Raw genomic sequence first — 18,631 nt, 5'->3', positions numbered from 1 at the left:
AGCGTCTGGTACCGGATCAGACGTTCGTCGCCCGAAAGTTCACCGACGTAAAGGATTCATCGCAAATGGGATATGTCTACGCTTTTCGCCTCGGGTTGCTGGCGAAGTTCAAGATCGGCCAGACCAGCATGACGCCCGAGAAACGCAGACCTTCGCTGCAAACCTCGTGCCCGGAGCCGTTGTCGTTGTTCGATGCCATCGACACCGACGAGTACAAGGCGCTCGAGAAGCGCATCAAGGACACGTGGGGGCACCGGCGCAGCACGGAGGGGGGAACCGAGATCTATCACCTCACTGAAACCGAAGCCGCGCAATTGTTTTCAGAGTGCCGTGTCTGGTTGGTCGAGGAGTTGCCCAAGCAGCGGCGGGCCGAGGAACTCGAAGCCCTCGAACCGGACCCGGCCGTGTTGCCCAGCGACGCGCGGACTCTCGCGCTGCGGGGTCAGTGGATCGAGCTGTCCGACGAGGAGGCGCGGGCGAAGCAGGAATACGACCGGGTCGCCGCGGCGCGGGCACGGGTGGAGACCGAACTCAAACTCGCCATCGGCACCGCCACCGGCATCGAGGGAGTCGCCACCTGGGACACGGGCGTCAAGAGCCGCCGCATCAACCCCGACCTCGTCGAAGCCCGGGAGCCGGAGCTGTACGAAAAGTCGCTGGAGCCGAAGTTGAACGCCGAGACGTTCAAGGCCCTGCTGAAAGCATCGGGACGCGAGAACGACTATGAGAGCTTCCAGGAGATCCGGCACACCAGGAAATTCACCATCGTCGACTGAGCGGTGTCTGGTTCGGGCCACGGCGCGTGGCACGCTGCCTATCGTTGTCGGGCCTGGCGACGGCAACGATTTCCGTCGACGACGCGCTGCTGGCCCGGATCCGGGGAGTTGGCGGGGGAATCTGTCGGAAGGGATCGCCGCGGCTGCCGCTCGCGGTCGCTGGCCAAGGCCGCCCGCGCGGCCGGTGAATGGGAGCGAGCCCATACCGCCGAAGCTGGCACCGTTCGCGCGGAGGACGCTGTCCACCTCCTGGAAGGCGAGGTCGAGCGGGAGCTCTCCGAACAGGCCGAATACGCGGCACAATTCCGGACCGGTGCGGGCACCGAGCCCACCACCGCCGACTACCTTGCCGCTCACGGCCATGGCCGCGCACTGCTCAAGAAAGCCGAGCGGCGACTGTGCGAGCAACTCCGCGGTGGACAGTGAGCGAGTCCCGATACCCGGTGCTGACGATACGCTGTACTGATCTGGAAAGCCCGGCTTAGCTAATTCGCTTGTGGCTGTGACTAGTTCGCCGCCGCGTTCCGGGCCCGGTCCGATGGCTACTCGTCCGGGAATCGCTCGGCCAGTTCCTTGCGTGCGCGGTCTCTGATGGCGAGGTACTCCTCGTCGGTGAGGTTGGCCGTAAACAGCATCGTGGTCAGTACTTCTTGAGGGGCTGAATCCTGCGGCCCGGGCGCGGATCAACCGGATGTATCGCTCGAGGTGGTCCATGGCCTCGTTATGATCGGTGCGCCACAGCCACACGAACATGCCGCCGAAGTCGTCGCCGCGGTGATCAGCGTTTGTGCGTCCTGCGGCGTCGTTGGACGCGATCTTGTTCTTCCTCGTCGTGGAGTCGGCTGATCTCGACGTCGATCTCTTCAGTGGTGCACCTTTGGAAGGCGAGCTGTTTCCGGTTCGCTTCGAGCCAGTTAGACAGGGCATTTGCGTAGACTTTTCCGCGTTGATGGCAGACGAGCGCGGAGCGGGATGCCTGGATTAACCGTTCGGCTTCGGTCGCCAACGCGTGTGGGCGTTCGGCTTCGCTGATACCGACCAGTCTCAGCTGCCAGCGGGCCGCAGCTTCCCATACCTCGTAGACCTCGGTCCATTGCTCTGGGGTGAGCTGGATTCCGCAGATGCGGCGGATGCAGCGATCGATTTGAGCCTGTGCGCGGGTGGTCAGGAATTGTGCGCAGCGGGGGTCGATCGGCTCAATCGCTGCCAGGTGAGGTTGGTGGGCCGGGTAGATGGTGGGGTCGGGGTCGACGATGACGGCGTTCAGTATGTCGATGCCTTCGGTGGTGGCGGGCAGGGATTCAGCACGCAGTGCTGCGGCGATGATTTCTGCGTTGGCCCAGGCGTCCTCGGCGGCGTTGCGCAGCAGTGCCTTGTTTCCGATGCCCCAGTCTCGGTGTGCAAGGGCGCGCAGCCGCGCTTGGTCGCCAGTGAACAGCTCTAGCCGCAGGGCGACGTCTTGAAGGCGCTCTCCCCGACATTCAACGGCCGTTCCGTACCAGGGTCGCTCAAGCTCTTGTTGGCCCCGGGGTTCGAGATACTTGTCAATCCAGTTGTGGAGGAGGAGGTCGTAGGCGTACGGGAGGTCCTCCATGTCATCGCTGTATCTGTCCCACTCGAACAACTCGCGCCACAGCTTCTCGGTCGGTGAGTCGTAGCGGCCTTGCCAAAATTTGTAGTGGCGTGCGACTGCAAGTCCATCGATCCATCTGCAGTTGGTGTTCAGGCCGTGGGGGTAGGTGGGTTGCAGCAAAGAGTCGAGTGCGGCCTTGTCGTATGCGGCGTTGTAGGCGGTGAGGATTCGTCCGTCGAGCCGCGGAGCGAGTTCAGCCCAGACGTGACTGAACGTGGCGGGCTCGGGGCGTCGGTACTCGGCTTGGTCGAAGGGGTCTGGCAGGGGCGAGAATCCGAACAGTCGGGTGTGCTGTTCGATGTCGTCGCTGATATCCCACCGGCTCTGAAGGTGCTCTCGTTCGGTCTCTGACCGCATAGCGTGAATCTCGGCGAGTTGGTCCTCGCAAGATGCGACCCATTCCCCCCAGGAGTATCGGCATAGCGGACTACGGAATCGGATGAGCGTAGGTGTTCCGACGCCGTCACAGCCGACCTCGCATATGCCGATGTAGCCCACCGGTGTCGACTGACCACCCGGCTCGACATCGATGGACACGATGGCTGGCACTTTCGATCCTCACCTTCCTGGTCTGCTGCTGTTCGGGACCTACCGGAAGTCTCCTCGGAGCCACCGACATTCCGGCGCGTCGGTGTGGGGGTCCCGATAGCTACACCGGCGCTGTAGCACCGCCAGTCAGAATGGTGATAGTGGAAGGCCACTGTTGCAGGGGCTTTCGGCGCAGGGAGGGGTTTTGACCGAAGACAACTACCGTTACGCGTCGATCAAGGAGGGGTCGGGAGCCAACGGAGGCGAGAGCGTTTTCCCAGGAAACCCAGCGTGCGTCTTTGAAATGTTCGGCTTCGCTCTCAATCGCGCTGAGCCGATGTGGAGAATTCGCGGCGAGCCAAATCGCTGCACCCATAGCGTCCCATTGCTCTGCGAACCGCTGATAACTTGCTGTCTTCTGGTCGCGACGCCATCGTGTCGATTCCGAACGGGTGTCCCACAACCGGCCGATCGCGACCCCCGCCACACCTGGGAATGCTGCCCTCATTGCCGCCCCCAAGAAAGCAGATCTCCTCTGATCCGGGATCTTACGGGACCCGACCACGGCACAGGCCCGATCGTTCAGCGAAAGAGCCCCCGGACGTTGGACAACGACGAGCAGCGTGACCTGCTGTGCGCCGCGGCCGCGCGCCGGCCACGCGAAGATGCGATGATCAGGGTGCTGCCACGAGCACCCGAGAGGCATTGCGGCGCTGCATGATCGAGCGCCGCGCTATCCTTCGAAGCTCGGGTCGCCGGCACCGCGCACTGTTTATCTCCCGCGATGGCCGCGACACCCGACTCGTCATGGCCTCCATCGACCGCCTCGTGCGCGATATCGGCCGCGAAGCCGGGCCGCCTCGTTGTCCCAGGTATCCTGCGCTACAGGTTGAGCAGGCAACGGTGCCCGGTGGTGGTGCTTCGCACCTGACCAGCGATACCGTCTCTCTAGCCCAGGACCACCACTCGGGCGGGCTTACCGCAGCATCCAGCAGCGACGGTAGGACACGACATGACTAAAGACCGCGATCCGCATTGGGCCTGTCTCAAAGGTTGCTTCGAGCAGTATCCGGAGCGAATAGCAAGGTGTACCTCCAGGTACCGGTTCGCCACGGGGCAACTCGAGGAGTTGCTGCACTTGCTCGACGGGCGGTGCATGCTGTGCCTGAACTGTCACGCGATGATCGTCGATACCGCCACGCGCACAGCGAAGCGGAAACAGCGCGGCGTGCTGTGCCTGTGGTGCAAAGACCGAGTAGCTGGCTACGAGGGTTCTTACGGAGACGGTAAGCCGTTGGCCTCGATGTGCCGGTGCAAGACCGGAGACGCCGCCGAATGGGAACAACGCATTTCCGCGGCGACAGCCCAATATCTCAACCGGACCGCGCTACTCGAGATCCACACTGAGAACGCGGAACGGATGGCGGCCTTGATCGCCGACGTGTCGGTGCGCGGCGCCGACCCGCACCAGATCTGGGGTGGCGCGCCGGTCGCCGACCTGCCGCAGCTTCCGGTCCGGGAGGTTGCGCCCGAACCCGCCTACAGCGAGGTCCCACCGCCTGCCCGGCCCCGATGCTCGAATGAATGCCGAGAGCATGCCGAGCACGTATACTTCGCGTGCTTCGAAGAGCCGACCGAACTGCGCGACAGCGACGTGGACGGCATCGCCGTCAGGCATTACGTCGGATGGACTCGCCAGCACCCGCCGATACAACGAGTCGGCCAGCACGGACCAATCTGCCGCGAATCGCTGGTCGGGATCATCCCCGGTACTAGCGATGACGAGGAATCCGTGAAAGCGAACGAACCGTGCCCCAAATGCGGCAAGCCGCTCGAGTACAGACCCCGCAGAATGCGGCTGGCTTCGCCTGAGTCTGGCTGAACGAGAAGAGATCTCGCGCGGGTCGGCGACCGGGGGCTCGCTGCGCAGTATTGCCCGCCGCCTACGGCGAGCACGGGGCTGCCGATGTCCCCGTATCTGATCGTCCGGCAGATGGGAATCGCTGGTAAGCCCGTACAGATCGGCGGTGGCCCAGGCCGTCCCAGTCTCGATCTGTCTGGGAATCGCTGGTTTGGGACGTTGGTAACCAGCCTCGATCAGTTCAGCTTGAAGGACTGTTCACAGTCCCAAGTCGATGTCATGTTGAGGTGTTGCCGGGTCGTCTGGGAGCTCGAAGTAGCTTTCGTGGGCGGTATTCGGCGGCTGCTGCAGCTGAAGTTCACTGGCTTGTTGTGCGGTGGTGAGGTGGGTACGTCGTTGTTGTTCGGCGCGTAGGTCATCGATGCGCTGCTGGTATTCGGTGATCTGTTCGGGGTTGTCGGTGCTTGATTCGCTGGTTTGGTATGGCGATTGATCGGTGTCGATGCTGTGGGACTCAGGCGCCGGACCGTAGAAGACTGCGTCGTCGTCTGCCAGAGCAATGCGCAGTTCGAAGTCATCGATGTGTCGTTGGAGTTGGGCATCGGTGAGCCTGATCAACGGATTTCGCGCGAGGAGGTCATTGGCTGCGCCTGGTTGGAGGTTAGGGCGGTCAGGCAGCGGGTGGGCATCGACCCAGGCGCTGATGGCGAGTCGTTCAGCGAGGGTTGCGGCGGCATGCCAATCTCGGATTAGCAGGCCGCGAAGGGCTTCAGGGGGATGAGTGGCGGCGATGTGGTCGCAGCGGGCGCGGATGTGGTCGGCGGGGTGGTGGTCGGGGATGGGGGTTTCGTGGTTGTCACGGCATTCTCCGCACAAGCCGTCGTCGCTGCGGCGTGGATGTTTCGGGATGGCATCGTTGACGGCGCGACCGATTCCGCAGGTCACACACGGCAGGGCTCGGGTTCTGCGGACGGTGAGTTTGTCGTAGTCGGGTTCGCCTTCTGCGTATTCGGGTCCGTGGGGGATGAGGTCTCGGTGGGCTTTGGCCACCCAGTAGGGATGGTCGACGCCACGGGGTATCGGCCAGTTCTTGGGGTCGTCGTCCACGTCGCCGCGGGTATCGCGGTAGTCCTGATGCTGGTGCGCGGCAACGGTTTCGGGGCTGGAGGCGAGTGGGCGGGTTCGGCTGGGGTCGATTTGATCGGGGTGGTCTTGGGCAGCGACGTCGCGGTGGTCGCGTGGTGGCCGGTGTTTGGGATGGATGGGTGTTGGCCGGTAGGTGTGTGGGTCGTCGGTGGGGATGCATGCGGTGATGAGGTCGCGGTGTTCGGGGTAGCGGTTTGCGGCCCACCGCAATCGGGCGGCTGCGTTGATGAACGGATACCGGTAGAGCACGGTCGCGACGCGTTCGACGATGTCGCGTTGGTCGTCGGCGAGAGCGCGAGTGAGGTCACGGAAGGCCCGCCGTGCCGCCTGCGTATCACCGGTTCCCAGTAGCGCCGCGATCGTGGCGACCTGCTCCGAGAGCGCGTTTGGGATATTGGTGGTGGACGGCGGGACCGGCGGCCGAGCTGGCGGTTGTCCGGCGGCGTCGTGGCGGGTTGTAGCGGGTGGCTGGTTGTCGGGGGGATTGGTGTCTGGGTTCATGGTCGAGTCCGGGGTGTAGGCGGGTTGGGTGGGTTCGTGTTGGAGGGCGTCGATGCGCCAGGCGAGGGCGATGGCGAGTTGGTCGGGGCGCAGTGCGGGTGCGCCGTCGGGTTGGGCGCTGAGGATGAGTTCGTGTGCGGCGCTGAGCAGGTCGTGGGGTGTCCAGCCGTTGCCGAGTCCGCGGTCGATCGCGGCGACCAGGCTCGGCCAGGCGGGGTCGGCGATGACATGGTCGCCGGCGGGCTCGCCGAGCACGGTGTGCAGGTCGGTGATCCAGCCCGGGCGCAGGGTGTGGCCGTGAGGGGTGTCGAGGGCGGAAGGCTCGAGTTCCAGGCGTGACCACAGGGCGGCGGCGGGCATCTCATCGGGCACCGGACGCGCGGGTGCGGCCTCAGCGAGGCGAGTTTCGATATCGATTCCGGCGCGCGCGGCGACCTCGATCTTGTCGGCGACCATCGGCCACCACGGGTCGGCCACGACACGGGCTTCGATACGTTCGACCACTGGAGCCCACTTGTGGGCCGGGTTGTGCGGGTCACCGAGCGCGGTGGTGACGCGGGTGTCGAGCAGTTGTTGGTGTTCTCGTTCGAGCACGCTGTAACGGGAGCGCCCGGTCGGGCGCATGTCTGCGTCATCGACCTGCAGCGAGGCGCGCCACACGGCGAGTTCTTCGACCAGTTGCGGGTCGGCGCTGATGAGCGGGCGCGCCCAGCGCGGCGCTGTCGCTGGTGTCCATGTGCGGGCGTCGGTGCGGATCTGGCGGGCGAGGTCGATGACGATGTGAGCGCGGCCGCTGAGTTGCGTGTGGTCGTGTTCGGCGCGCAGTCCCTCGGGTATCCCGGCCGCCCACGGCAACGGTCCCGGGCCGGCGGAGTGCATGCCGGAAGAGTCCAGACGCCAGTCCAGCACGGCGGCAACGTCATCGGCGGTGTCGAGTTCTCGGGCATCAGCGGCATCGTGTAGTGCGGTGATCGGGTCGCGCCCGGACAGGGTGAGGGTGGCCAGGTGTTGGCGCAGGACTGGGTAGGCGGGGTAGTCGGTGAGGTGGGGAATCAGCGCGTCTGCGGCGGTGTCGAGGCGCTCGAGACCGTCGGGGCCGAGGGCGTCTTCGGCGGCGAGCCCGATCGCGTCGAGGTAGATATCGAGTGCACGGGCCAGACGCCGGTGCGGGTCGAGTGCGTCACGCAGCATGGTGTGCGCTGATTGTTGGGTGCCGTCTCGACCGAAAACGCGCAACAAAATCTCCACGGCGGTGCGCGGATACACGGCCGGTTCGGACCAGAACGAGGCTTCCGAACCGTCCAACGCGGTCGGCACGTAGACGTCATTGGCGAAGACTCCGCGGGTGAGGGCGACGTAGAGCTGTTGGAGCGACTCGCTTCCGGTGAGCGCGACATGACAGGTGTCAGCGGTAATTCCCTGCGCGGAATCGATCGTTGTCGCGTACCCGAGGCGCACATGCTCGGCCACATAGTCGCCCGGAAGCCAGACACTGTCGCCGAATTCGCCGCCGGGACGCTGATGGATGGCGGTGATACTGCCGTCCCCGTGCACCGCGGTGACGGTCCAGACGTAGCCGTTACGCACCCAATCTCGTGCACCCAACCGCAGCCGGGAATCGTTGTGGCGGGTGCGAATAGTGTCGCCGACCGAGGCCGCGTTGTTGTCGATCAAGACGCACCGCGGACCTACCGGGGCACCGGTGCGAGCGAGGCGGTCGGCGCGCGCCCGCGCGTTGAGCTCGCTAACCACGGCGTGGTTGGCGGCCAGCATGATGGTGTCGCGACCGACGAGGTGATCGGTGGTCCATGCGGTGAACGCGTCATCTTGTGTGGCGCCTTGATGGCCGGAGTGGATGCGTCCGTTGTCCAGATACCAGCCCAGCGCGGTCGGATCGCCCTCGCGCAGTTGCAAACTCGCGGTGGCTTCGGCGCTGGAGTCGAACCGCACGACATGACTCAAGGTCAGTGCCGGTTCGGGCGCGGCAGCGTCCATATCGGTATCGGCGCCGCCGGCCTCGATCGCCGCGAGCTGGCGGGGATCACCGATGCAGCGGATCGTCGCGCCCCGATCGGCCAGAAACCGCAGCAGGCGAAGACGTTTCCGGTTGCCGATTTTGACGTGCTCGTCTACGATCACCAACGTGTCGGGGTCGATATCGAGGATCCATTGCGGCAACGGCGGCGGATACTCGCGCTCGAGGCCTGGGTTGTCCGGGCCGGGTGTGTGATGGGTCAGGACGTCGAGGACCTTGTCGACGGTCTCGACGCGCACATGGATCGACTCACCCAGCACCGCCGCCGCGGCCGCGGTCGGGGCGAGCCCGAGGACCTGACCGCCACTGCGATGCCAGGCATCGGCGAGCACCGCCACCGCCGTAGTCTTGCCCGACCCGGCGGGTGCGTTGGTCGTGCGCACCCGCAAACCCGATGTGGCGAACCCCTCGATCACGCTGATCTGCCCGGCATTGAGTGGCCGATCAGGGTTGGCGCTGTTGTACTCCCGTACCGCGGTGGCGACGATCTCGGGCGAGAGTTGACGTGCGCCGGGCTGTACCGCCATCTCGATCAGCTGCCGCTCCACCGACAAGGTGTCGGCCGAGGTGTAGCGCTGGGTCAGCGCCGAGGTGTACACGCTGGTGCCGTCGCGGCGCCGCAACAGCAGCGGCACCGTCCGAAGATCGGGTTGATCGGTGAGGTCTGGATCATCGAAGGCGACGGCGTATGCGGGGGAAATCGTCTCGGCCAGAATCTCTTCGGCGACGCGTTCCCAGTCCCCACCGCTCACGCGTCCGCGCAGTTGCCGTTCGATTTCCGCGCGTAAGTGGGTGACCTGCCACGTCGCGCGGTGCTCGGAAACGACCTCGACCACGCGCTCGGCGGTACGGCTGACCCACTGCGGCGTGATCACCGGCCGGGGAATCCGGAGCGGATTCAGCGCCGCACTCACCATGTGGGACAACGCTTCCCGGCCACCCAGCAGCTGCTCAGCGTCGGCCCGCCACGTGCTGCGTTGCTCGGCGAGCGAGCGCAACAGGTGCTTGACCGGACGGGTTGCCAGCGTGGCGCGCTCTGCCAGATCGAACATTTCCTTCGGCGTCGGCTCGCGCCCGAACCGCGCTTGGAACTGCGCGGCGAGCTGCCCGAGCCGGGCGCTGATCGCCGTATCGCGGCGCGACCAGGCGGTGATCAACACTGCTGGGATACCCACGATTTCCCGGATTGGTCGTTTGGACGGGTCCTGGCCGGCGCGTTCGGCGAACTCCACCCCGACCATCTGCTCGAGGTGATGCTCGAGGCGGGTGTTGTAGATCTCCGAGACCGTCACCAGCGCGGCATAGATTGTCGCGCCGTCGAGGGTGCGCCACTTGCCATCGAGCGTGCGCACCCGGTTGGCCATCACCACGTGTGTGTGCAGGTCCGGGTCACCCGCGCGACTATCACGGTGGGTGAACACCGCAGCGACGATGCCCTCGACATCGACTTGCCGGACACCGTTACGGCCCAACCTGGTGAAGATTCCGTGCTTCTCGAGCCACCGCAACGCATCCTTGACAGCGGCGTGGTGGGCGGCCTCGATCTTCTCCGACACCGAATGTGGCGCTACGGCCCACAGCACCGATACCGACTTCACTGGTGAGAAAGTGATGTCGAAACCGGCGACGGCGGTGGTGTTCGGGCGCGAGTTCTTGGCTACCCACCCCGACAATTCGCGCGCATCAATCGGTGGCCGGTCGTACTCGTCGGTGAACATATCGAACGCGACATGCGTCCGAATCCGCGCCCGATCCTCTTCAGGAATGGTGTCGTCTGGGTGGCATCCGTTCGCTTTATTGTGTTCAGCGTATGCCTCGGAACACCGTTTTCGGAACTCGGAAACCTCGGTATAAATCCGGAACGGGTTACCTAAACGGCTCGCTTTATCGGCGGCACGGACGGCATCTTTGTGCTTGGCGCCGAGGCGGATCTGCTCGTCGTAGACGCGGGCTTCGATCGCGTCGGCGTTCGGATGACGCCCCAGTCCGAACAGCGATTTCATCTGTTCTTCGGTGACGTCGTCACCGGTGTGGAGCCCTAACGCGGCCAGGCCGGAGCCGTGCCAGCGTCCCGGAGCTTCCCCGTGCGCGGAGTAGTAGTCAGTAAGGCTGGAACGGCCACGAGAGGACACATCATTCGCGGCGACATTACGGAGATAATATTGATACCCATTGCCTGCCGCGACTTTATGAATCGTCGCGGTCATATATCTAGCAAGCACTTAAACCGCGAATTAGTCCAGGCGTTAGACTTGCCCTATTTAGTATCAAATCGAGCAAACTCCCTGGTCGTTATCGAATCGTTACCCTGAATGCAAGAGGTCTGCTTATGAAAAAGGGATGGAGAGGGAGGTGAGGTGAAGAGAGGAGGTGTAAGAGAGTGGTGGTGAGGGAGCAGGTGCGAGGTGGTAATGCGGGGGGGAGTGGGCGAGGGGTGGCGGCTTGAGGTGGATGCACATGGGTGACCGGAACTCGTAGTGCGGTGCCCCAGCCGTGACGAGGGCGGTGACAGACGAGGGCGCATCCGCGGGAAGCGGCGTGAGTGGTAGCCCGGTCCGCCGCAGGAGCCACACCGCGACGGACCGGGAACTCGAGATCCGCTCACTGGGGAGCGGAGCCGGGGGTGGATCAGGCAGCGGTGAGGATTCGCGGGCGGCATTCGTCGCACAGGTTGCGATCGTCGACGAGCTGATCGTCAGCGAAGCAGAGGCGGCACCGATCTCGTCGCAGGGCGACCGGGGTCAGCTGTGTGATCGGCGTGCCGGTGCGCTGCTGGTCGAGGAAGGCGAGGACCAATCCACGCACGACTCGGGTCGAGCGCTCGCGGAGCTGATCGAGCAGTGCGGGCGCGGCAGCGGGGTAGTGGTCGGTGAGGTACTGGCAGTAGGCGGCGACTTCGTCGGCGAGGGTGAAACCTGCTGCGAGTCCGGGGATGCCGGGGCGTCCGAAGTCGCGGCAGTGCTGGCACAGCCCGTCGTCGCTGACCCGACGACCGTCGGTACCGGTGCGGAAGTGATCGCTGCACGCGCGTTCACCGAAGCAGTACACGCACACCCAGCCCTGCAACTTCGGCAGAGTGGTGTGGTCGTAATCCAGGCCGTTGCCATTGCTCTGGAAAGGTTCTCGGGCGTCGTCGCTGACCCGCAAGCCGGTCCGGGCCTGGGCAATCGCAAGCGCGGCAGAGTCGAAGTTCTTACCGGTGCGTGCCCCGGCAAGGTCGCGCTCGGCGCGGACCTGGTCGGCTACCTGGCAGACGTAGTGGCGATCCCATATCGCCTGCCGATAGGCGGGGCGCTTGCTGGCCTGGGGGTCGGTGGGACTGAGGGTGAGGTCGGAGTTGGTGGGGTCGGCGTCGACGAGGAACCGGGTACGGAAGTAATCGGTGACTACACGAGGATCCCGGGCGACCGGGCGACGCTTGGACTTGAGCGCTTGGCGGTGTTCGTCGGTATCCCAGACGAGTTCCGCCGCAAGCTCGGTCATGGCAGAGGGCGTGCGCATGCGCAGGCGTCGATCGTCGGTGGCGAGCATGCGGCGAACCTTCCAGTCGACGGCGGTGATCGGAATGGTGGTGATCCATCGGGGCTTGTCCTCGACTGGACGGTGCAAGCCGGGGTCGGTGCGGGTGACGAAGGTGTCGAGCCAGGAACGCAATTCGGGATCAGAGTCGCGCCACAGCCTGCGAAGCCGAGCCTTGGCGGTCACGTAGTGGTTCTTCGTGAAGGTGTCGGCCAAGGCGGTGAGTCGTTGAAGGTCCTCGGGGGAGGCGAGGGTGGTGAGAGCGCGCTCGAACTGCTCGCGGGCCTCGACATGGAGACCGGCCTGGAGGTGCCAGTCGATACGGGCGATCGCGTCGAGGAAGGACTGCTGTGTGCTGGTCATCGGATTTCCCTTCGTACGAGCGGACAGGAACCAGCCCGACGCGGCGCGAAACTTGCCACGGGGATGGTCGACTGGCCGGGCGGCCAGCCTGAGGGCGCTTTGGACCAGGGCGGCGGTCGGCGCGGTAGGGAACGCGCCGGGGCGTGCACCACCGAATTTCTGTGCCCCACCGCCGCATTGACAGCTCGGCGGGAGCGAAATTCGGTGGTGCCGGGCGCGGGCCCTGCCGTGTCGGCCGACGGCCTGGTACCCCTCGTTCGGGCTGGCCGCCCGGCCAGTCGGGCATCCCTACCCACCCGAAGAAACTCCTGGTGTGCACCTGGCAGCGCCAGGTGCACACCTGAGGTCAGAAGGGAGGTGTGTCCGTGGCCCCAGCGAAGGCTGGCTCGCGGAACGCCGATGCGGCCCATGGATCGTCGTTGCCGCTACGGGCTGTGGTGTTGGTTGTTTCGCCCCACGCTGGACGCGAGCTGACTTTGGTGATCTTGGCGTTCGCATACCTCAGCGACGCGCCGAGCTCGTCGACGTCGAGCTCGACGACCGTGCGCTTCTCGCCTTCCCGGGTCTCGAAGCTGCGTTGCTTGAGCCGACCCGAGGCGATCACCCTCGACCCTCGCGTCAGGGATTCCGCGATGTGCTCGGCTTGATCGCGCCAGACGTTGCAGCGCATGAACAACGCTGGGCCGTCCTTCCACTCGTTGGCATCGCGATCGAAGTAGCGCGGGGTCGAGGCGACGGTGAAATTGACGACGGAGGCCCCAGACGGTGTAACGACCAGTTCGGGGGCGTGGGTGATGTTGCCAATGACGGTGATGACGGTGTCTCCGGCCATGAGTGATCACTCCCTATGTCGAGGAACAGGTTTGGTGCCGAGGTAGGTGCAGGGACGTGGAACCCTTTCCCGCAGTGCCGGTGTGCCGTTCGATCCGATGGCAGCGATGGAAAAGTCCCGAACGGTGACTGCGCGTGGTGATGTCAGCACTGGAGGCTGAGCTGGGCAGTGCTGCGCCGTCTTAGCTGAGCGCGACGCGGCGCAGCATCCGTCGAGGCAAGACCTCAGGACTGGCGCGGGTGGGTCGTCGGCGGCAGAAAGTTGACAGTCGTGGTGTGCTGCTCGACGTTGACGGTGATCAGCGGCATGCCGGTGGCGTGACGCTGGAGCGCGGACGCGGTGCCGCCGCGAGTGATACGCGGGTCGCGTACCGCGACAACGGCGTCGGCGTCGGTGAGCAGCAGCTGATTGCGGGTATCGAAGAATCCGACATCGGGGTAGGAGCCGACCATAACCAGACGCTGCGCGCTCTCACACAGCCGCGCATGCACGCTCTGCTGCTCGGCGTTCCAGCGGGCGGGCTGCTCAGGGAAGGGCTGATATCCCCACAGCGTGAGCCCGGCAGTGAGAGCGGAGTCAGCCCACCAGGAGTCGGAGCCGGTCGCCAGACCGCTCGAGGCGATCTCGGTGTCGTGATGGTCGCGGAGTTTGACGGTGATCCGGTCGAGCTCAGCACGGACCCAGTCACGGTCGGCGGGGTGGATGAGATGTTCACGGTGCCCGGTCAGCGCGACCCGAGGCCACCGGTCACTCGGGTCACCGCGCAGCTCGCGCCGGACCCGCATCAGCGTGCGGCCGAGCATGTTCATCTCAGCCGGGACACGCAGACCTGCGTGGAGGCAGCGACCCCAGTACTGTTCACCGTCGTCGTTGGTGTCGATCAGCAACGCGTCACCGGTAGCGAGCAACTGATCACCCAGCTCCGGGTTGAAGGTGAATTTGCTATGGAGGACGTCGACCATCGCTGCGTTTCGCACGCTGGCCCAGTCGTCACGCATGCGCCCCTGCCACGCAAGGTTCTCTGCGTCGCGGCCTGTTGCCGCGGACTGCACGACCAGTGCCCACCCCGGGGCGTCCGACTGAGCCGCCGCGAAGGCATGTGCGGCGGTCTCGAACCGCCGTCCGCCGTACTCGACCGGGTACTCGCTGTAGTTCGACAGGTAGTCATCGGCGTCGCGGAAGTGATCGATCACCAGCGTGGCGGGTTCGGTGTACATAGGTGGGTCCTCTCATCGTGGTGTGGTTCTGCCTCTGCGGCGGGATCGGTCACACGCCGAGCACTGCTGCCTACGACAAGGCGTGCGCGAAAACCGGTTTCACCGCCGCGCGGAATAACCGCCGACAACCGCTGCCGCGTCTCGACCGCGTAGCAACGCAGGACGCTGAAGGGCGCGGGATGAGAGGGCGTACCGATGCGGCGGTGCGCTAGTTGGGATTCGAGGGTTCGAAAGAGATGTCGAACTGCCCCGGCCTGACGGTAAAGACCATCCAGCCGTCGAGCAGTGCGTATTTGTGGATCAGATTGCTGAGCTGGTCGTCGCCGAGATCCTCTGTGAGGTCGATGTATTCGGCGAAGTCGTCGCCCCCGACCGGGGTGCCGCCGATTTCAGGGCCGGTACCTGGTCCCCAGCCCTGGGCGTAGGCCACCTGGGCCATACCTTCGGGCTGGGTGGGGTCGGCGAGCTGGCGGGGACGGCCGTTGCTCAGCAAATAGGTGCCGTCGTCTTTGACCCAAATCAAGCAAGGACGTGCGGGTGCGTCGTCCGGCACGAAGGGACACGACGTGTGCTCAGGTGCGGTCATCGCATGTTCGGCAATGGGACCGACCTCGGCCAGTCGGAACCACAGTTCGATCGATGTCATCGGCTTTACTTCCCTTTCGGTCGGAACTCGAAGTGATGTGAGATGCCGCGCGATGGCCTAGGCAACACGTGGAGTGGCGTCGAGTGCGGCGGCCCAAGCAACGAGGCGGCCGGAAAACCATGCGGCGCACCAGCGGCGAGGAGTTAACGGCGGTGTATGGATCACGACGGGGACAGGGCGCTCGTCGCCGAGGTCGACGTGATAGATGGAGCCGTGTTCATCACGAACGCGGAACGCTGTTGCCAACGACTCAGGGTCACGGTGAATTTCGAGGGCTTCGGTCGCGGCGAGCACCGGTGTGTTCGCCGTGAGGTCCATGTGCCAGCAGACGCTGTATTCGGGCATAGACAGTCCTGTCCCCGGAGTGGTCAATGGTGGAGGCGGCGTGGATGTTTCGCGCCGTAGCGGAATCCGTTGCTCACCGCCCGGTCGAGCTCGCCGGCGGTGAATCCTTCGATGCCCACATGGATTTCGGCAGCCCGGGTGAGCACTGTGCGGGCGGTGTGCTCGCAGAGTTCGCCGGCGGCGATGAGCCGCCCCAGTCGCAGCGCGGCCCCGAAGAGTGCGAGGTTACGGGTGCCGGGGCGTGCATGGGTGACACGGTCGGCTTCACCGGACAAGATCGCGCCCAGATACGAGCCGACGTTCCCCACCACAGCGCGAGTGGAGATGGTGGGCGGTGGCGGCGGGGCCAATGCGGTAATCAGAGCGGGGGACAGTTCCACGATCGGACGCGGGCGGACGACCTGGTATATCCCTGCCGGGGTGCGGGAACCAGGAGCGACGATGTAGCCGCCGCGTCCTCGGGAGTCGACGCCGATGGCGATGCGGCCGATCGTGCACGGAAGAGGTTGCTGGGGTGCCCGGTAATACAGATGCCAACCATGAGGGGTGGCAACAGTCAAGGTCAGTGGCGCTGGCTGGGGGAGATGCTCAGCCAACTGGGCTAAAGCGTGGGTGAGGTCGGGTGTTGGCTCCGGTAGATGTTCGCTGTCGAGGTCGATGACGTGCAGGCGGGCGGGACCCGTCGCGATCGCTACGTTGAACGACGGATTCCATGACCACCACCGCTGGATCTGGCTGGGATCAGTGCTCGCCTGCGAGGGCCAGTTCTTGAAGATCGGTGGTTGTTTCCTGCCGGGGCTCAGCGGGAAGACCGGCCACCCCCGGGCAGCGGCAGAGAGTGCGGCGGCCCGCGGCGAGTCGAGCTCGGTGAGATCGGGTTCTGTTGCCGTCACGGTCATCTGTGCACCACCTACCAACGGGGGCCGAGGTCGCGTGCGGTGCGCACGATCCATTCGGCGGTGTCATGGAGCCGGTTGAACAGAGACTGATATGCCGCCAGTGTGCGCTCGTTGTGAGCGGATGCGGGCGGGGGCGCGAAGTCGTCACCGTCGGCGCGCAACACCGGGTTCCAGACGAGCTGCATTCGGTCGTAGAGGTCGACGCGGTAGCACGATCGAGACGGTCGCGCGGTGTCGATGGTGACGACGATGTCGGCGGGCTGGTCATCGACCAAACACAAAGCCCGCGCGCGATATCCACGGTCCGTTTTGGTGACGGTGTCGATTACGGGGTGTTCGGTGATCTTCATTGAGGTCTCCTGTCTCCGACGAGACGACGCGCGGGCCGCCGCGCGAGGGGGCGGCGGCCCGCAGTCTGACCGTGAAACGGTGAACGGCAGCAACCTTGGACGCAGTGGGTTGTCGGTTAGGCGGCCGTGTCCAGTTCGGTGGCCTGGTCCAGATCGATGGTCCGGACGGGGTTGTCGATGTCGATCTGCTCGGGATCAAGTTCGCCGGCGGCGGCGAGCTCGACTGGGACCAGATGGTGGCCGATCTCGGCGAGGAAACTCATGTAGTGCTTGACTCCGGCGTCGGAGTAGCGCCAGCAGTCTTTGCCGGTGCGCTTCTCGTAGGCCCCGAGCACCAGTGCCAACACGATGACCATGCACCGCTGAGGTTTCGCGGACTCGATCGCCTCGAGCAGTTCGTGGCGACGCCAGCTGCCCCCCTCGATTTCAAGCAGCTTCAAAGCGTTCTCCAACGCGTTGTACTCCCCGAGGAGATCGGAGTTCTTTGCCAGGGCTTCGGCGATGAACTTCGGTGCCTGCGTTGGTGCGTTTTTGCGCTTGAGGAACCGGACGACGAAATCGATACGGGCTTCCTTGGCAGCGACGCCCTGCTTGTTGAGCTCGCGCACCCGCCGGTTGGCCTGACGCTTCTCCTCACGCTCCTGAACAGCCTTGGCCTGCGCCGCCGCGCGAGCTTGCGCGGCGGTCTCAGCGTCGGACTCATCAGAGTCCGTACCTGCGGGGCTGGATCCCTCGGCGTCGACGGGATCGCCGTGGTCGTCGCCACCGCGCTGCCACCATCCACGGGAGTCGAGTTGCTCGGCGGACAGCCAGTATTCGACGAGCCAGCGGTCGCGGCGTTCGACCTCGTCTGCGTGGCGCAACCCGTCGCGTGGTGTGCGGTCAGGGCTTCCGGCGGTCTGCCAGTCCACTGTGTTGTAGTCGACGACCGCTCCGGTTTCGCGTTCCACGACCTCTTGGCGTTCATCGAGTTCGACCCACACCAGCAACCCCGCCGGGTCGGCTTGGATCTGCTCGACGCCGATCGCCGCACCGTCGCCATCGACGAGACCGGCCACGGGCACCAGCTCGTGATTGCCGTCAGGGTAGTCCCCGCACAGCACACCGCACCCGACCTCGGCGTAGGGCAGTGCGGCGGCCAGGAAGGCGCGCTGCTCCTCGCGGTCGGCGGCGATACGTTTGGCCGTGTAGCTGAAATGGCCTCGCGAGACGTTGAGCAGTTGGTCGACCGCGTCGGTGTCGCCCACGGTTTCGTATTCGGCAAGGATCGCTGCCTGTTCGAAATCGAGCTGCTTGTCGTCGACCAGACCGCGTGCGGTGCGCGAAGCACCGATCTTGCCGACGAGCTTGACCTTGTCGCGCTTCATCTGCAACGCACGCCCGATCCGGGTCGGGGAGGCACCGAGTTCGAGTGCCAACGCGACAGCTCCGGCGACGTCGCCTTCGGTCAGCGGAATATGCTGGTTACAGGTGATCTGGTCGAAGATCCGGAGGATCTCGGCTTCCTTCGCATCGACGGTGGGGTCGAACTCGGTCACCCGCACCGGCACCGAGGTCTGCTCGAACGCCAATGCGGTGAGAGTGCGGACGTGGCCATTGCGCACCACCAGCACGCCATCGGGCATCCGGATCACCCAGATCGGTTCTTTCACACCGTGTTCGCGGATCGACTCGGTGTAGTCGGGGTAATCCTCGAGGCGGAAGTTCTCGCGCACGTTGGCGTCGATGACAAGGTCAGCAGGGTCCTTGTCATCGAGATAACCGGCTTTGCTGGGGACCGGTGCGGCGGGTGTGTTCTCGGCCGCTGTCGGGGTGGCGGTGGTGTCGGGGATGGCGTCGAAATTGGTCAGGGATTCCAGCTCCGCGGTAGCTTCGGGTGTGTCGGTGTCGGTCGGCATTGAACAGGGCTCCTATCGTGAAACAGGCAGCCCCCGGACAGCTTTGGACTGTCCGGGGCCTGCCTGGGTCGGGATATGAGTG

General features: G+C 65.1%; 14 protein-coding genes. 4 read left to right on the top strand and 10 right to left on the bottom strand.

Annotated features, from left to right (window positions below; all coding sequences use genetic code 11):
• Window positions 1-65: 65 nt before the first annotated feature.
• Window positions 66-776, top strand: coding sequence for a GIY-YIG nuclease family protein (locus IBX18_RS40855; protein WP_194838777.1), 711 nt, complete (start codon window positions 66-68; stop codon window positions 774-776).
• A gap of 108 nt (window positions 777-884) precedes the next feature.
• Complete coding sequence (locus tag IBX18_RS40850) at window positions 885-1,202, top strand: hypothetical protein (RefSeq protein WP_194838776.1); 318 nt, start codon at window positions 885-887, stop codon at window positions 1,200-1,202.
• 352 nt (window positions 1,203-1,554) lie between these two features.
• Here IBX18_RS40850 and IBX18_RS40845 read toward each other — a convergent pair whose 3' ends face one another.
• On the bottom strand, window positions 1,555-2,766 hold the full coding sequence (locus tag IBX18_RS40845; RefSeq protein ID WP_194838775.1) for a hypothetical protein: 1,212 nt from the start codon (window positions 2,764-2,766) through the stop codon (window positions 1,555-1,557).
• Between the two features lie 1,183 nt (window positions 2,767-3,949).
• Between IBX18_RS40845 and IBX18_RS40840 the strand changes: the two genes are divergently transcribed.
• Both IBX18_RS40840 and IBX18_RS43570 read left to right on the top strand, forming a co-directional pair.
• Entirely contained in the window at window positions 3,950-4,819 is an 870-nt protein-coding gene (locus IBX18_RS40840; protein ID WP_194838774.1) for a hypothetical protein, read from the top strand.
• Entirely contained in the window at window positions 4,806-4,919 is a 114-nt protein-coding gene (locus IBX18_RS43570) for a helix-turn-helix domain-containing protein (RefSeq protein WP_373889275.1), read from the top strand. The genes IBX18_RS40840 and IBX18_RS43570 overlap by 14 nt, the downstream gene beginning before the upstream one ends.
• 137 nt (window positions 4,920-5,056) lie before the next feature.
• On the opposite strand, the gene mobF is transcribed toward IBX18_RS43570, so the two are convergent.
• The 9 genes from mobF to IBX18_RS40790 all read right to left on the bottom strand — a co-directional run bounded on the left by mobF (window position 5,057) and on the right by IBX18_RS40790 (window position 18,549).
• Window positions 5,057-10,687 (bottom strand): MobF family relaxase, encoded by a 5,631-nt coding sequence (mobF, locus tag IBX18_RS40830; RefSeq protein ID WP_194838773.1) that lies wholly within the window; start codon window positions 10,685-10,687, stop codon window positions 5,057-5,059.
• 421 nt (window positions 10,688-11,108) lie between these two features.
• Window positions 11,109-12,362, bottom strand: a complete 1,254-nt coding sequence (locus tag IBX18_RS40825) for a hypothetical protein (protein WP_194838772.1) — start codon at window positions 12,360-12,362, stop codon at window positions 11,109-11,111.
• 346 nt (window positions 12,363-12,708) lie between these two features.
• On the bottom strand, window positions 12,709-13,194 hold the full coding sequence (locus IBX18_RS40820) for a single-stranded DNA-binding protein (RefSeq protein WP_194838771.1): 486 nt from the start codon (window positions 13,192-13,194) through the stop codon (window positions 12,709-12,711).
• 224 nt (window positions 13,195-13,418) lie between these two features.
• Entirely contained in the window at window positions 13,419-14,411 is a 993-nt protein-coding gene (locus IBX18_RS40815; RefSeq protein ID WP_194838770.1) for an NADAR family protein, read from the bottom strand.
• A gap of 208 nt (window positions 14,412-14,619) precedes the next feature.
• Window positions 14,620-15,057 carry a DUF3085 domain-containing protein gene (locus tag IBX18_RS40810; RefSeq protein ID WP_194838769.1) on the bottom strand — a complete coding sequence of 146 codons (438 nt, stop codon included), beginning with the start codon at window positions 15,055-15,057 and terminating at the stop codon, window positions 14,620-14,622.
• Window positions 15,058-15,114: 57 nt separating this feature from the next.
• Window positions 15,115-15,402, bottom strand: a complete 288-nt coding sequence (locus tag IBX18_RS40805) for a hypothetical protein (RefSeq protein ID WP_194838768.1) — start codon at window positions 15,400-15,402, stop codon at window positions 15,115-15,117.
• Window positions 15,403-15,425: 23 nt separating this feature from the next.
• Window positions 15,426-16,301: a bifunctional DNA primase/polymerase gene (locus IBX18_RS40800; protein ID WP_194838767.1), complete on the bottom strand. Its 876-nt coding sequence runs from the start codon at window positions 16,299-16,301 to the stop codon at window positions 15,426-15,428.
• A gap of 11 nt (window positions 16,302-16,312) precedes the next feature.
• A complete protein-coding gene (locus IBX18_RS40795) occupies window positions 16,313-16,651 on the bottom strand; it encodes a hypothetical protein (protein ID WP_194838766.1) in 339 nt (112 codons plus the stop codon).
• A 116-nt stretch (window positions 16,652-16,767) separates the two neighbouring features.
• Window positions 16,768-18,549 carry a ParB N-terminal domain-containing protein gene (locus IBX18_RS40790; protein WP_194838765.1) on the bottom strand — a complete coding sequence of 594 codons (1,782 nt, stop codon included), beginning with the start codon at window positions 18,547-18,549 and terminating at the stop codon, window positions 16,768-16,770.
• Window positions 18,550-18,631 lie beyond the last annotated feature (82 nt).

It is taken from the genome of Nocardia sp. XZ_19_369 (assembly GCF_015355715.1).
Classification (GTDB): domain Bacteria; phylum Actinomycetota; class Actinomycetes; order Mycobacteriales; family Mycobacteriaceae; genus Nocardia.
The sequence above is the reverse complement of the archived record's forward strand: the minus strand, read 5'-3'. Positions and strand labels throughout refer to the sequence as shown.